This is a genomic window from Thalassospira profundimaris, assembly GCF_003326795.1.
Taxonomy (GTDB): Bacteria; Pseudomonadota; Alphaproteobacteria; order Rhodospirillales; family Thalassospiraceae; genus Thalassospira; species Thalassospira profundimaris_C.
This window is the reverse complement of the sequence record NZ_JPWI01000001.1, coordinates 282,546-297,850: the sequence shown is the minus strand read 5'-3', so window position 1 is coordinate 297,850 and position 15,305 is coordinate 282,546. Positions and strand designations below refer to the sequence as shown.

14 protein-coding genes are annotated in these 15,305 nt (G+C 55.3%); all 14 read left to right on the top strand.

The window, feature by feature from the left end; translation table 11 throughout:
* Positions 1–95 precede the first annotated feature (95 nt).
* The 14 genes from metK to TH30_RS01325 all read left to right on the top strand — a co-directional run bounded on the left by metK (position 96) and on the right by TH30_RS01325 (position 15,296).
* Positions 96–1,268 (top strand): methionine adenosyltransferase, encoded by a 1,173-nt coding sequence (gene metK, locus TH30_RS01390; RefSeq protein ID WP_114096304.1) that lies wholly within the window; start codon positions 96–98, stop codon positions 1,266–1,268.
* Positions 1,269–1,442: 174 nt separating this feature from the next.
* Complete coding sequence (gene trmB, locus TH30_RS01385; RefSeq protein WP_114096303.1) at positions 1,443–2,162, top strand: tRNA (guanine(46)-N(7))-methyltransferase TrmB; 720 nt, start codon at positions 1,443–1,445, stop codon at positions 2,160–2,162.
* 550 nt (positions 2,163–2,712) lie between these two features.
* Positions 2,713–3,213: a ribosome maturation factor RimP gene (gene rimP / locus TH30_RS01380; protein WP_114096844.1), complete on the top strand. Its 501-nt coding sequence runs from the start codon at positions 2,713–2,715 to the stop codon at positions 3,211–3,213.
* A gap of 9 nt (positions 3,214–3,222) precedes the next feature.
* Positions 3,223–4,791 (top strand): transcription termination factor NusA, encoded by a 1,569-nt coding sequence (gene nusA, locus TH30_RS01375; RefSeq protein WP_114096302.1) that lies wholly within the window; start codon positions 3,223–3,225, stop codon positions 4,789–4,791.
* A gap of 18 nt (positions 4,792–4,809) precedes the next feature.
* Complete coding sequence (locus tag TH30_RS01370; RefSeq protein WP_114096301.1) at positions 4,810–5,400, top strand: RNA-binding protein; 591 nt, start codon at positions 4,810–4,812, stop codon at positions 5,398–5,400.
* A gap of 80 nt (positions 5,401–5,480) precedes the next feature.
* On the top strand, positions 5,481–8,147 hold the full coding sequence (gene infB, locus TH30_RS01365) for a translation initiation factor IF-2 (protein WP_114096843.1): 2,667 nt from the start codon (positions 5,481–5,483) through the stop codon (positions 8,145–8,147).
* A 17-nt stretch (positions 8,148–8,164) separates the two neighbouring features.
* Positions 8,165–8,584 (top strand): 30S ribosome-binding factor RbfA, encoded by a 420-nt coding sequence (gene rbfA / locus TH30_RS01360; RefSeq protein WP_114096300.1) that lies wholly within the window; start codon positions 8,165–8,167, stop codon positions 8,582–8,584.
* The gene (truB, locus tag TH30_RS01355) at positions 8,584–9,510 is read left to right on the top strand and encodes a tRNA pseudouridine(55) synthase TruB (protein ID WP_114096299.1); all 927 of its coding nucleotides are present in this window, start codon (positions 8,584–8,586) and stop codon (positions 9,508–9,510) included. Before rbfA ends, truB begins: the two co-directional genes overlap by 1 nt.
* A 17-nt stretch (positions 9,511–9,527) precedes the next feature.
* Positions 9,528–9,797 carry a 30S ribosomal protein S15 gene (gene rpsO / locus TH30_RS01350; RefSeq protein ID WP_101246771.1) on the top strand — a complete coding sequence of 90 codons (270 nt, stop codon included), beginning with the start codon at positions 9,528–9,530 and terminating at the stop codon, positions 9,795–9,797.
* A gap of 209 nt (positions 9,798–10,006) precedes the next feature.
* Positions 10,007–12,130, top strand: coding sequence for a polyribonucleotide nucleotidyltransferase (gene pnp / locus TH30_RS01345; RefSeq protein WP_114096298.1), 2,124 nt, complete (start codon positions 10,007–10,009; stop codon positions 12,128–12,130).
* 99 nt (positions 12,131–12,229) lie between these two features.
* Positions 12,230–13,624, top strand: coding sequence for an NAD(P)H-dependent flavin oxidoreductase (locus TH30_RS01340; protein ID WP_114096842.1), 1,395 nt, complete (start codon positions 12,230–12,232; stop codon positions 13,622–13,624).
* Positions 13,625–13,809: 185 nt separating this feature from the next.
* A complete protein-coding gene (irrA, locus tag TH30_RS01335; protein ID WP_114096297.1) occupies positions 13,810–14,250 on the top strand; it encodes an iron response transcriptional regulator IrrA in 441 nt (146 codons plus the stop codon).
* Positions 14,251–14,478: 228 nt separating this feature from the next.
* Positions 14,479–14,907 (top strand): rubrerythrin family protein, encoded by a 429-nt coding sequence (locus tag TH30_RS01330; RefSeq protein ID WP_114096296.1) that lies wholly within the window; start codon positions 14,479–14,481, stop codon positions 14,905–14,907.
* Between the two features lie 104 nt (positions 14,908–15,011).
* On the top strand, positions 15,012–15,296 hold the full coding sequence (locus TH30_RS01325; RefSeq protein WP_114096841.1) for a YciI family protein: 285 nt from the start codon (positions 15,012–15,014) through the stop codon (positions 15,294–15,296).
* The last annotated feature ends 9 nt before the right edge of the window (positions 15,297–15,305 follow it).

Below are 15,305 nucleotides of genomic sequence, written 5' to 3'. Positions count from 1 at the left end.
ACACAAAAAAAGGCTAAGTGGGCGCTATCGATACCGATCCGGTGTTGAGAGCCCTCCGGTCCAGTTTTGGAAACCCATTACCGGAGAAGGTCTTAATGTCTCTTTCCGAATATCTTTTTACCAGTGAATCCGTCTCGGAAGGTCATCCGGACAAAGTCTGTGACCGCATTTCCGATTCCATCGTTGATGCATTCCTTGCCGCTGACGAGGATTCGCGCGTTGCCGTCGAAACCCTTGCAACCACCAACCTGGTGGTTCTGGCAGGTGAGGTTCGCGGCCCTGAAAGCGTGACCAAAGAGGTCATGATCGAAAAAGCGCGCGAAGCCATCCGTGCCATCGGTTACGAGCAGGAAGGCTTCCACTGGAAGACCGCAGAAATCCAATGCCACGTGCATGAGCAGTCTGCTGATATCGCTCAGGGTGTTGATTCCGCAGGCGAGAAAGACCTTGGCGCAGGTGACCAGGGCATCATGTTCGGTTACGCATGTAACGAAACCGACGAATTGATGCCGGCACCGATCCAGCTCTCGCACCGTATTCTGCGTGCCATGGCCGAAGATCGTCATTCCGGCAAAGCACCGCAGTTCGGTCCGGATGCCAAAAGCCAGGTGACCCTTCGCTATGTCGATGGCAAACCGGTTGGCGCAACCTCGGTTGTGGTTTCGACCCAGCATGCCGATGGTCTGTCGCAGGCTGACGTCCGTGCGCTGGTTCTGCCCTATATCGAAGCTGCCCTGCCGTCTGGCTGGATGCCGTCTGATGAAGAAATCTACATCAACCCGACCGGCCGCTTTGTGATTGGTGGTCCGGATGGCGACGCCGGCCTGACTGGCCGCAAGATTATTGTTGATACCTATGGTGGTGCTGCACCGCATGGTGGCGGCGCATTCTCTGGTAAAGACCCGACCAAGGTTGACCGTTCGGCTGCCTATGCTGCGCGTTACCTTGCGAAAAACGTGGTTGCTGCCGGTCTTGCAGAACGTTGCACCATTCAGCTGGCTTACGCGATTGGTGTTTCCAAGCCGCTGGCGCTTTATGTCAACAACCACAATACCGGTAATGTTGACGAGCTGAAGCTTGGCAATACCCTGCGTCAGCTGATGGATCTCAGCCCGCGCGGTATTCGCGAGCATCTTTCGCTTTGCCGTCCGATTTACACCCCGTCTTCTGCTTATGGTCACTTTGGCCGTCAGCCGACTGCAGATGGTGGCTTCTCCTGGGAGCGCACCGATCTGGTCGGGGAACTGAAATCGGCATTCGGCGCCTGATCCACAGGCACCAGCATTGCAAAAGTGCGATTTGCCAAATTTGCACGACGTGATATGAGGCGGGCGGCCCGGAATATTCGGGTCGCCCGTTTTGATTTGTGATCCGGCTCGTTTGGCCCAATGATCACATTGACCGAGTTTTGTCCCGACCCTGATTGATCAACTGATACGACCATGCGCAACAAAGAACGTCCGATTCCGACCCCTGATCGTCCGAACTTCTATGGCCGCCGTGGAAGCCGCCCGTTAAAGGATTCCCGCAAGGCGCTGGTCGATACCCTGTTGCCAAAGATCGGCATCCGTTATCCCGAACAGGACGGTGTTGATCCCAAAAGCTATTTTGACAGCACACCTGATCAGTTGTGGCTTGAGATCGGCTTTGGCGGGGGCGAACATCTTGCCGGTCAGGCACAGGCCAATCCGGATGTCGGTATCATCGGGGCTGAACCGTTCATGGATGGTGTTGGCAGCCTGTTGCGCCACATTGACGAACGCAACCTGACCAATGTGCGCGTGGTTGCTGATGATTCGCGCCCGTTGCTCTATAAGCTTGTTGATGCCTGCTTTGACCGTGCGTTTCTTCTGTTTCCGGACCCCTGGCCCAAGAAACGCCATGCCGAACGACGCTTCATCGGCCCCAGGAACCTCGCCCTGCTTGCCCGCCTTCTCAAAGATGGTGCCGAGTTCCGGGTTGCCAGTGATGATATGCAGTATATCTCCTGGACCTTGCAGCATATGCACAACCACCCGGACTTTGAATGGCTGGCCGAAGGGCCCGATGACTGGCGCACGCCGCCCCATGACTGGGTCAAAACCCGTTATGAACAAAAGGCGCTGCGTCAGGGTAAGAAGTGTAACTATCTTCGCTTCCTCCGTAAGCCGCGCGCTGCCTGATTGTGCCAGCTTTTCCCGCGGATTGTGTTGAACCGGGGAGTCGGCGGCAATAGAGGCAGAAAGTCCCCTGTCTGTCACACGCAAGCCCTTCTCGGGGCAGCTGTGCGACCATGACATGGCTGGGTCACTGACGAAGTCCGGCCCTTTACTGTTTCATGAAGATTGGCTGTGATGGCCGGGTTTCGGGCGTGGCATGGCTCGATTTGAACGGTATCCTTCGGCCTGACTGCAATTCGTGCCGATAATCCAATAGTTTGTCCGATGTGATCAGGTTTACATCCTGAAGCGGTCCGGCACGAAAAACATCAGGATTTGTCCGGCTATGGATCGGTGATGTGCTTGGCTGGCTGTGTCGCGCTGAATCCTTGGGTTGAATGGCGTGGGGGCCCTGTATCCTCACTTGATTTCTGCGCAAACCGGCTGTATAAAGCGGCCAAGCTTTTTGTAAATTCTGACAAAGAGTGGGCCTCGCGCCCGCTCTTTTGTGCTTTTTGGGGTATGGCATCGCTATATGGCTGAGCTGATTGGACAACAGTTAAAAGATCCGTTGATGGCGAAAATCACGGCAATTATCGAGCCGTCGATTAATGCGCTCGGATTTGAACTGGTCCGTGTTTCCATGACGGGACAGGACCACAATATCCTGCAAATCATGGCAGATCGCCCGGACGCGAAAGGCAGCATCAATGTTGAAGATTGCGCCCAGATCAGCCGTACGGTTTCTGCTCTTATGGATGTCGAAGATCCGATTTCGGGTGCCTATCACCTTGAAGTCAGTTCTCCGGGGATCGACCGCCCGCTAACCCGTGCTCCGCATTTCGAAGTGTGGAAAGGGTTCGAGGCAAAGGTCGAACTGGTGATGGCCATCAATGGTCGTCGCCGTTTCAGCGGTCTGCTGGATGGAATTGAAGATAATGCGGTTGCCATGATTGTCGATGGTGAACGTGTCTTGTTGCCGTTGGCTGATATCGCAAAGGCGAAATTGGTTCTGACGGATGAATTGATCGCGCATGTCACCGGCGAACGCCGTGCTGACGACAACGCAGAATAGAGGTTGGATATGGAAGCAACTTCGGGAATGCCGCGGCCGGAACTTTTGCAGGTCGCTGATGCCGTTGCCCGTGAAAAGGGCATTGATCGTGACGAGGTTCTTGGTGCAATGGAACAGGCCATCCAGAAGGCTGGCCGTTCCAGATATGGCCATGAACACGATATTCGTGCCCATATCGACCGCAAAACCGGCGAAATCAAACTCGCACGTTTCATCGAGGTAACCGATGATATCGAGAACGATTTTACCCAGATGTCACTCGAACAGGCGCGTATTCGCGACGAGAATATCAATCTGGGTGAATTCCTGATTGATCCGCTGCCGCCGATTGACTTTGGCCGTATCGCTGCCCAGACCGCAAAACAGGTTATCGTTCAGAAAGTTCGCGACGCAGAACGCGAACGTCAGTTCGAAGAATACAAAGACCGCACCGATGAGGTTATCAACGGTGTCGTCAAGCGTGTCGAGTTTGGCAACGTCCTTGTTGATATCGGTCGCGCCGAGGCAATCCTGCGCCGCGAAGAACTGATCCCGCGTGAAACCGTCCGTCAGGGCGATCGCGTACGTGCACTGATCCTTGATGTGCGCCGCGAACAGCGTGGTCCGCAGATTTTCCTGTCGCGTACCCATCCGACCTTCATGGCAAAACTGTTTGCCCAGGAAGTTCCGGAAATCTATGACGGCATCATCGAAATCAAATCGGTTGCCCGTGATCCGGGTTCGCGCGCCAAGATTTCGGTTCTGTCTTCTGACAGCTCGATCGATCCGGTCGGTGCCTGTGTTGGTATGCGCGGTTCGCGTGTTCAGGCCGTGGTTGCCGAGCTGCAGGGCGAAAAAATCGACATCATCCAGTGGTCGGAAGACCCGGCAACCTTCGTTGTGAACGCCTTGGCTCCGGCCGAAGTCACCAAGGTTGTTCTTGATGAAGAAACCAACCGTATCGAAGTCGTCGTTCCGGACGATCAGCTGAGCCTCGCAATTGGCCGTCGTGGTCAGAACGTGCGTCTGGCATCCCAGCTGACCGGTTGGGATATCGACATTCTGACCGAGGAAGACGAAAGCGAACGTCGTCAGGAAGAAGCGCGCAAGCGTGCGGAAATGTTCATCAAGGCACTTGATGTTGATGAAGTTATCGCCCATCTCCTGGTCGCCGAAGGCTTTACCTCGATCGAGGAAGTCGGTTACGTGCCGCTGGCCGAACTGGCAGAGATCGAAGGTTTCGAAGAAGAAATCGCCGAAGAGCTGCGCAACCGTGCACGGACCTTCCTTTCTGAAGAAGCCGAGCGTCTGCAGAAGCGTCGTGAAGAGCTCAAGGTTGCCGATGATCTGGTCGAATTCAATGGCCTGTCGCTGGCAGTTGTTGTTCGCCTTGGCGAAAACGACGTCAAAACCCTTGAAGACTTCGCTGATCTGGCCAGTGACGAGCTGATCGAATATATCGGCGATGCCGACAACATGACCATGGATCAGGCAAATGACCTGATCATGGAAGCCCGTCGCAAACTTGGCTGGTTCGAAGGTCTTGAAGACGAGACTGACGAAACTTCCGAAGACGCGGTCGAAGGCGAAGAGGCTTAAAGCCGATCGGAGGACACCATGTCGCATCGTAAAGGCGGCAAGGTAGCCGAGGTTCCGGAACGCCGGTGCATTGTCACCGGCGAAGTCCGGGACAAGGAAGATCTTCTCAGGGTTGTGATCGGGCCGGATGGTTCGGTTGTTCCCGACCTTGAGGAACGGCTACCGGGACGGGGATTATGGTTGTGCCCGTCGCGGGATGTGGTAAATACCGCCTGTGCAAAAAACGCTTTTGCCCGGGCAGCACGGCAAAAAGTCGTGGTCGACGCCGCGCTTGCAGACCGGATCGAGCAGCTGCTGACGCAGAAATGCCTTGATCTGCTGTCGCTTGCGCGCCGCGCCGGTCAGGCTGTCGCCGGATTTGAAAAGGCCCGCGCCCAGATAGCTGAGGGAGCGGCTCTGATATTGGCAGCACGCGATGGTGCTGCGGACGGAAAATCCAAGATCGAGGCCAAGGCCCGGGATCTGCCGATTTATTCCGTTCTGGATGCTGCTGAAATCGGCGCGGCTTTTGGCCGTGAAAAAGCAGTACATGTGGCTGTTGCACCAGGTGGTCTGGCCAAACGGCTGGGTCGCTCGCTGAAGCGGCTAGAAGGATTTCGCGCAGTCTGACATCAGATATGCGCCGGACGGACAGGACAGGATCGGCATTGGAAGTCGATCCCGCAGGAAATGAGGAAGTTGGACGGATTATGAGTGATCGCGATCAGGAGAAGAAACCGCTGAGCCTCAACAGATCGAAGCTTGAATTGAGCAAGACGGTCGAGGCAGGGCAGGTTCGTCAAAACTTCTCGCATGGACGGTCCAAATCTGTGACCGTCGAAGTGCGTAAGAAGCGTACATTCGAAAAGAACGAATCCGGCCGCTTCCGTGAAGTGAAAAAGGATATCGTTGCAGAGCAGGCCCCGGCTGAAACCCCGGCACCGGAAGCCAAAAAGGAACCGGTAGAAGAGCCGAAATCGCGCCCGGTTGTCGAAGATCATGGCAACCTGACCGATAGCGAACGTGCTGCCCGTATGGCTGCTTTGAAGGCCGCTGAAGAGCGCCGCAAGCAAGAAGAAGCTGACGCCGAAATCCGTGCGCGCGAAGAAGCTGCCCGCAAGGCTGCAGAGGAAGAAGCCCGCAAGGCCGAGGAAGCAAAAGCTGCCGAAGCTGCGCCGGTCGAGGAAGAGCAGTCCAAGGACAAGGCTGAAGTTTCTGTCGAAGACGTTGAAAAGCAGCTTGCTGCATCGACGGCAAAAGGCAAAACCTCCAAGCCGAAACCGGCTGCGACTCCGAAAGCCAAGGAAGAAGAAGTGATCATGGGTGAGCCGGCAGAGCCGCTGGTTCCCGAGGAACGTCGTCGTTCTGCGCCTGCAACTGCGAAGCCGAAAAGCCGCAAGGAGCAGGACGAGGAAGATGCCCGCAAGGCAGCCCGCAAGCGCGCCGAAGAAGAAGCAAAAGGTGCTGCACGTGCCAAGACCGACGATGGTCGCCGCCGTGGCAAGCTGTCGATCGCCAATGCAATGACCGGTGATGAAGGTGGCCGTCGTCGTTCCATGGCATCGATCAAGCGCCAGCAGGCCAAAGCCAAGGCCCGTGCAATGGGCCCGCAGAAGCCGAAAGAGAAAATCGTACGTGACGTTATCATTCCGGACGTTATTACCGTTCAGGAGCTGGCCAACCGTATGGCTGAACGCGCTGCAGACGTGATCAAGACCCTGATGAGCATGGGCGTTATGGCGACCATCAACCAGAGCCTTGATCCCGATACCGCACAGCTTGTGGTCGAGGAATTCGGCCATAACGTCAAACGTGTTTCGGATGCCGACGTTGAAGAGGCACTGGTTGTTGCAGATGACAGCGAAGAGCAGCTGCTGGGTCGTCCGCCGGTCGTGACCGTTATGGGCCACGTTGACCATGGTAAAACCTCGTTGCTGGATGCTCTTCGGGCAACCGATGTTGCCGGTGGCGAAGCTGGCGGCATTACTCAGCATATCGGTGCTTATCAGGTCACCATGGCAACCGGTTCGAAGATCACCTTCATCGATACCCCGGGCCACGCAGCATTTACCGAAATGCGTTCGCGCGGTGCCAAGGTAACCGATATCGTGGTTCTGGTTGTTGCTGCTGATGACTCGGTTATGCCGCAGACCATCGAAGCGATCAGCCACGCAAAGGCTGCTGGCGTTCCGATGATTGTTGCGATCAACAAGGTCGACAAACCGGGTGCCAACCCGTCGAAAGTTAAAACCGAACTGCTTCAGCACGAAGTCGTGGTCGAGGAAATGGGCGGCGACGTCCAGGCTGTCGAGGTTTCGGCCAAGCAGCGCACCGGCCTGACCGAACTTGAAGAAGCCATTCTTCTGCAGGCCGAGGTTCTTGACCTCAAAGCCAACCCGAACCGCGTTGCGGATGGTGTGGTTGTTGAAGCCCGTATGGAAAAAGGTCGTGGTCCGGTTGCAACCGTTCTGGTTCAGCGCGGTACGCTGCGTACGGGTGACATCTTTGTCACCGGTGCCGAGTGGGGTCGTGTCCGTGCCCTGGTTGACGATCACGGTACCCGTGTTTCCGACGCCATTCCGGGTATGCCGGTCGAGGTTACCGGTCTGAACGGTGTTCCGTCTGCAGGTGATGACTTCGTGGTTGTTGAAAACGAAGCCAAGGCCCGTGAAGTTGCCGACTTCCGTCAGCGTCGCATCCGTGAAACTCAGGCTGCTGCGATGAAGAAATCCGCACTCGAGAACATGTTCTCGCAGAGCGGTGAGGTCAAAGAACTTCCGATCGTCATCAAGGGTGACGTGCAGGGTTCTGTCGAAGCCCTTATCGGGACGCTGCAGAAACTTGGTAACGAAGAAGTTTCGGTTCGCGTTCTGCATAGCGGCGTTGGTGGTATCAACGAATCTGACGTGACGCTGGCCCGTGCATCCAATGCACTGATCATCGGCTTTAACGTGCGTGCGAACCAGCAGGCCCGTGAACAGGCCCGTCGCGACAACGTTGATATTCGTTACTATTCGATCATCTATGATGTTGCTGATGACATCAAAAAGATGCTGTCGGGCATGCTGTCTCCGGAAGTTCGCGAGAAATTCCTGGGTTACGCACAAATCCGCGACATCTTCACCATTTCTGGCAACAAGATCGCCGGTTGTATGGTCACCGAGGGTATCGTCAAACGCGGTGCGGGTGTCCGCCTGCTGCGCGACGATGTCGTTATCCATTCTGGCGAACTGTCGACGCTCCGTCGCTTCAAGGACGAAGTCAAAGAAGTCCGTGAGGGCTATGAATGTGGCATGTCCTTCGCCAAGTATAACGATCTGCAGGTTGGCGATGTGATCGAGTGCTTCGAAAACGAGGAAATCGCCGTCGAACTGTAAGACGGTGAGGAACTGAAATGGCGAAGCAACCAGCCAAGGCACCAAGTCAGCGACAGCTCCGAGTGGCGGAAGAAATCCGCCAGGCGCTGTCGCAGGCGTTGGAGCGCGGAGATATTTACGATCCGGATCTGACACGTCGCCCGGTAACCATTACCGGCGTCAATCTTTCACCGGATATGCGCAATGCTATGGTATCCTTTACCCCGCTTGGCGGCGGTGAGGCCGAAACGTCGCTTAAGGCGTTGACGCGTCAGAAAGGACACCTGCGCAACCATGTGGCCCATACGGTCCACATGAAATTTGTGCCTGCATTGCGTTTTGTCGAAGACAAAAGTTTTGATGTCGCCGACCATATTGGCGCCCTGCTGCGCGACCCGCATGTCGCGCAGGATCTGGTGGATGACCGGTCTGGTGACCAGGAAGATGAGGACGACTGATGGCGCGTCGCCGTCGCGGTATAAGCATTAATGGCTGGCTGGCGGTCGACAAGCCCCTTGAGATCACCTCGTCAACGGTGGTCAACCAGGTGCGTCGTCTGCTTGATGCCAACAAGGCCGGACATGGCGGGACGCTTGACCCGCTGGCATCCGGCGTACTGCCAATTGCCTTTGGCGAAGCAACCAAAACGGTTGCCTATGTCATGGATGGCAGCAAAAGTTATCGTGTGACGCTGAAATTCGGCGAGGCACGCAGCACGGACGATGCCGAAGGCGAGGTTATTGAAACCTCTGACCATCGTCCGACTGAAGACGAAATCAAGGCCGTGCTGGGCGAGTTTATTGGCGAAATCCAGCAAGTGCCGCCAAAGTTTTCGGCGATCAAGGTCAATGGCAAACGTGCCTATGATCTTGCGCGCCGCGATGAAGATGTGGTGTTGAAGCCACGTCCGATTCTGATCAAGGATCTTCGACTGGTCGAGATGCCGGATCGCGATCACGCCGTGTTCGATGTTGTGTCGGGCAAGGGTGCCTATATGCGATCTTTGGCGCGCGATATTGCGCTGCGCCTTGGTACTGTCGGCTATATCGCCGCGCTTCGCCGGACATCGGCGGGGCCATTCTCGGAGGAAAACGCCATCCCGTTGCAGGAATTGCTCGAGATGGACCCCGAAGAGGTGATGAAGAAAATGCTTCCGGTTGAGACCGCGCTGGACGACATCCCGGCGCTGGCCTTGACCGAAGTCGAGGCGCAACGCCTTTCTTCCGGGCAGCCTGTCGGGCTGTTGCCGGTGGCAAAGCGCAATGCTCTCGAAAACCCCGTCGTGCAGGACGAAATCGTCTGTGCCATGCTCCATGACCGCGCAGTAGCGTTGGCGGAGATCAATGGTGGCGAAATCCGGCCTGTACGTGTTTTTAATCTCTAAAGGCGAAAGGATGCCTGATGTCGATTACTGCTGAACGCAAAGCTGAGCTGATCAAAGAATACGCTCAGAAAGACGGTGACACCGGTTCCCCCGAAGTCCAGGTTGCAATCCTGAGCGAGCGGATCAAGAACCTCACCGAGCACATGAAAGAACATAACCACGACTTCCATAGCCGTCGTGGTCTTCTCATGATGGTTGGTCAGCGTCGCCGCCTGCTGAAGTATCTGCAGCGCAAAGACCAGTCGCGTTACGAGAGCGTTATCGAACGCCTCGGTATTCGCCGCTGATTTCAAACTGCGGCGGAGGGAGACCTCCGCCGTCGTTTTTTATTGTTCCGGTGGATCGGGACACGAGAAGCAGGGTCGGATGGGCCGACCCGATTGCTTGCGCCGGACCCATTAATTATGAAGCTGTTATGAAAGCCTCATAATTAATGTGTTCGGAACTCGTGTAGTATTCCGGGTCCGCCAGAGGTTTGTAAGAGGAAGAGAAAATAATGTTTAATGTCGTCCGTAAGGAAATGCAGTGGGGCAATGCCAAACTGGTTCTCGAAACCGGTAAGATTGCTCGTCAGGCCGATGGTGCCGTCAAGGTAACCTATGGTGAAACCGTCGTTCTTTGTACCGCTGTTGGCGCCAAGCAGCCGCGCCCGGATGTCGACTTTTTCCCGCTGACCGTCAACTATCAGGAAAAAGCATTTGCCGCTGGCAAAATCCCGGGTGGTTTCTTCAAACGTGAAGGCCGTCCGTCGGAAAAAGAAACCCTTGTTTCGCGTCTGATCGACCGTCCGATCCGTCCGCTGTTCCACCCGCAATACCGTAACGACACCCAGATCGTTTGTACTGTCCTGTCGCATGACATGGAAAATGATCCGGACATCGTTTCGATGATTGGTACCTCGGCGGCCCTGACCATTTCCGGTCTGCCGTTCCTCGGTCCGATCGGTGCAGCACGCGTCGGTTACAAGGATGGTGAATACCTTCTGAACCCGTCGAGCGAAGCCATCAAGGAAGGCGATCTTGACCTTGTTGTTGCCGGTACCCGTGACGGCGTGATGATGGTTGAGTCCGAAGCATCCGAACTGTCCGAAGAAATCATGCTCGGCGCTGTCAAATTCGGTCACGAACAGTTCCAGAGCGTTCTCGACCTGATCATTGATCTGGCCGAAGAAGCAGCCAAAGAACCGCGTGACGTTGCAGAGCTTCCGGAAGGTTACGACGCACTGGTCGAAAAAATTGCCGGTCTTGGCACCGAAGGCCTGACCGCGGCTTATGCCAATGTTGTCAAACAGGAACGTTCGGCTGCTGTTTCGGCGGCCAAAGCTGCCATCGTCGAGAAACTTGGTGATGAAGTTCCTGATGAACTCAAAGGCAAGGTTTCCTCGATCATCAAGGATCTGGAAAAAGACATCGTTCGCGGTGCGATCCTGAAAACCGGCAAGCGTATCGATGGCCGTACCGGCGCAGACGTTCGCCCGATCCTTGGCGAAGTTTCGGTTCTGCCGCGCTCGCATGGTTCGTCGCTGTTCACCCGTGGTGAAACCCAGGCACTGGCTGTCGTTACCCTTGGTACCGGTCAGGACGAGCAGATCGTTGACGCGCTTGACGGTGAATACCGTGAAAGCTTCATGCTGCATTACAACTTCCCGCCCTACTCGGTTGGTGAAGCTGGTCGTATGGGTTCGCCGGGCCGTCGTGAAATCGGTCACGGTAAACTGGCATGGCGCGCCCTGCATCCGCTGATGCCGGGTAAGGACGCCTTCCCTTACACCACCCGTATCGTTTCCGAAGTTACCGAATCCAACGGTTCTTCTTCGATGGCAACCGTTTGCGCAAGCTCGCTTGCGATGATGGATGCGGGTGTTCCGCTGGCACGTCCGGTTGCAGGTATTGCAATGGGCCTGATCAAGGAAGAAGAAGACTTCGCAGTTCTGTCCGACATCATGGGTGATGAAGATCACCTTGGCGACATGGACTTCAAGGTTGCCGGTACCGAAAACGGTATTACCTCGCTTCAGATGGATATCAAGATCACCTCGGTAACCCCGGAGATCATGCAGATCGCTCTGAAACAGGCACGTGACGGTCGTCTGCACATCCTTGGCGAAATGGCCAAGGCTCTGCCGGAAGCACGTGGTGAAGTATCGGGCAACGCGCCGACCATCACCCAGTTCTCGATCCCGAAAGACAAAATCCGTGACGTCATCGGTTCGGGCGGCAAGGTCATTCGCGAAATCTGCGAAGAAACCGGCGCCAAGGTCGATATTGAAGATGATGGTTCGATCACTGTCGCACATACCGACGGTGCAAAAGGCAAGCAGGCTGTGGATTGGATCAAATCCATCGTTGCGGAACCTGAATTGAATCATATCTATGATGGTAAGGTTGTTAAGGCCGTTGATTTCGGTGCGTTCGTTAATTTCTTCGGCGCACGCGACGGTCTTGTTCACATCTCCGAGCTGGCACCAGAGCGTGTCAAACAGGTTTCGGACATCGTGAAAGAAGGCGACCAGGTTAAAGTCAAGGTCATCGGTTTCGATGACCGTGGCAAAATCAAACTGTCGATGAAGCGCGTCGATCAGGAAACCGGTGCCGACCTCGAAGCAGGCGAAGCCGAATAAGCAAAACGGTATGCCGGACGACGACAATAACAATACGTCGTCCGGCACTCTGTGCGATGCAGAGGCATCGCAGGCAAATGCCGAATGGGAGAGACGAATTTGAAAGCCCTTAAACCGCTCGTCATGTCGGGTAAAGAAGTCTTGCCAGTTATTGAAGGTGGCAAAGGCATTGCTGTATCGACGGGTAAAAGTTCCGGCGCATGGGCTGCTGCCGGCGGTATCGGGACTTTTTCCGCTGTGAATGCCGACTCGTATGACGAGAACGGCAATCTGGTCCCGGTCGAATATGCAGGAAAAACCCGCGGTGATCGCCATCAGGAACTGATTGCGTATGGTATCCGCGGCGGTATTGCGCAGGCCCAGATCGCACATGAAATGCGCAACGGCGAAGGCCGTCTGCACATGAACGTGCTGTGGGAAATGGGGGGTGCTGAACCCATCCTTCATGGTGTTCTTGAAGGTGCCAAAGGCCTGATTCACGGGGTAACCTGTGGGGCTGGCATGCCTTACAAGATATCCCAGATCGCCGCGCAATATGGTGTTCACTACTATCCGATCGTGTCATCGGCACGGGCGTTCCGTGCCTTGTGGCTGCGTGCCTATAAAAAGATTCCGGAATGGCTTGGTGGCGTGGTCTATGAAGATCCATGGCGCGCTGGTGGCCATAACGGTCTTTCGAATTCCGAAGACCCGCTGGTGCCCGAAGATCCGTTCCCGCGTGTTGCGGCCCTGCGTGAATTCATGAATTCCGTCGGCCTTAATGATGTTCCGATCATCATGGCCGGTGGTGTCTGGTTCCTGCGTGATTTCGAAGACTGGATCGACAATCCGGAAGTTGCCCCGGTGGCCTTCCAGTTCGGTACCCGTCCGCTTCTGACCCAGGAAAGCGAGATTTCCGCTGAATGGAAACAACGCCTGACCGGTCTTCAGAACGGTGATGTGTCGCTGCATAAATTCAGCCCGACCGGCTTCTATAGCTCGGCTGTGCGCAACGACTTCCTTGAAGACCTGCATCAGCGTTCTGATCGTCAGGTACGGTATTCCCGTACGGCCGAAGCAGACCTGCATGTCGGTATTCCGCTGGGACGTCGTGGTCGCCCGATCTATGTCCGTGAAGACGATGCCGATAAGGTACGTGCATGGCTTGAAGCCGGCTATACCGAAGGTATGCCGACCCCGGACGAGACCATGGTGTTTGTGACGCCAGACAGTGCATTGACGATCAAGAAAGACCAGATCGATTGCATGGGTTGTCTGTCACAGTGCCAGTTCTCCAACTGGGAACAGCATGAAGGTACGACCGGCAAGCGTGCCGATCCGCGTTCCTTCTGCATCCAGAAGACGCTTCAGAACATTGCCCATGGTGCATCGGTCGAAAATGAACTGATGTTTGCAGGCCACAATGCCTACAAATTCGGTGAAGATCCGTTCTATGCCAATGGCAATATTCCGACCGTCAAGGAGCTGGTTGATCGCATCATGACCGGCGATTGATCAGTCAAATCGCATACTTATTCGAAAAGGGCCGGTTTTCCGGCCCTTTTTATTTGGGGCGGTCTGGTTTCTACATCTTATTGTAGTTGATCAAAATCAAAGAATCGTGCGCCCGGGTTCTCTAGTCTGATCATGGAATTTAACGGAACCGCAATGCCGGTTTTACCAATGATAGGGGCAAAGACATGAGAACCACTTCGCGTCCATATACCGACGCCTTGAACCGGCTCAAAGATGCCAATCTGCGACCAACCCGTCAGCGACTGGCGCTTGCGCGTCTGCTGTTTGAAAACGGACATCGGCATGTAACGGCCGAACAGCTTCATTCCGAAGCCATGAGCAATAGCATCAAGGTATCACTGGCAACGGTTTACAATACCCTGCATCAGTTCACCGATGCCGGTTTGCTCAACGAGATCGTGATTGATCCGGGCCGGTCCTATTTCGATACCAACACCTCACCGCATTACCATTTCTATTGCGAGGAAGACGGGCTTCTGTCCGACATTCCCGCAGACTCGGTACAGATCAACAGCATTCCGAGCATGCCAAACGGTACCGAACTAGCATCGGTTGATCTGGTCTTCCGTCTGCGCCGCAATTGCACGGAACAGGATGCAGCCTAAGCCGTCAGGCGTTTGAATTTGATCTGTGACCACATCGTCTGTTGTGGTGCGTAACAGACAGATGAAATCCGCGATTGACCCGGTGCAATTGCCCCTGTGACGGTTGACGATCCGGAATTTCAGGACACATAAGAAGGCGGCGGGATGAAATGTCCCGCCGCCTTATTTTTACGTCTTTCGCGTGGTTATGTGACAACCGATCGCGAACAATAACAAAGGACAGCGCACATGGCGCTCAAGGGTACACGGACCGAGAAAAACCTGCGCGCAGCCTTCGCCGCAGAAGCCCAGACCAACCGTCGCTATCTCTATTTTGCCCAACAGGCCGATATTGAAGGTCAGACCGAGGCAGCCGAACTTTTCAGAACCGCCGCCGAGGCCGAAACAGGTCATGCATTTGGCCATCTGGAATTTCTGGAATCCAGCGGTGATCCTCTGACCGGAAAGCCGCTTGGCACCACCCGGCTTAATCTGGAAGCAGCCCTTGCCCAGGAAAAGGACGAGGCAGAGACAAGCTATCCGGAAATGGCCCGCATCGCGCGCGAGGAAGGCCTTGAAGATGTCGCTGCATGGTTTGAAAGTGTTGCCCGCGGCGAAGCCGCCCATGCCGAGCGTATCGAACGCCTTTTGAACCGGCTTTCAGGCCATCAGGACTGATCACACAGCAATGGCCACATCGCCAAAATGTGATTTGCGGTTTGTTGCGAAACTACCGACTTTCCGAATGAACCCGATATCTGAACCGCTTGCAGGAAGATCTGATGTTTATCGTATCGCTCAGCTACAAGGTGCCACTCGAACAGGTTGATGCCCATATTGACGGGCATATTGCATGGCTGAAATCAGCCTATGCCAAGGGGATGTTTCTGGCATCCGGGCGAAAGGTGCCGCGCGATGGTGGTGTGATTCTGGCACGTGGCGACAGGGCAGCCCTTGAAGAAGAACTGACCCGCGATCCGTTTCATCAACATGATCTGGCCGATTACACCATCACTGAATTTGATCCGGTCATGGTTGCCGACGGGCTTGAGGCGCTTCGGGCCTGACGCCATTGG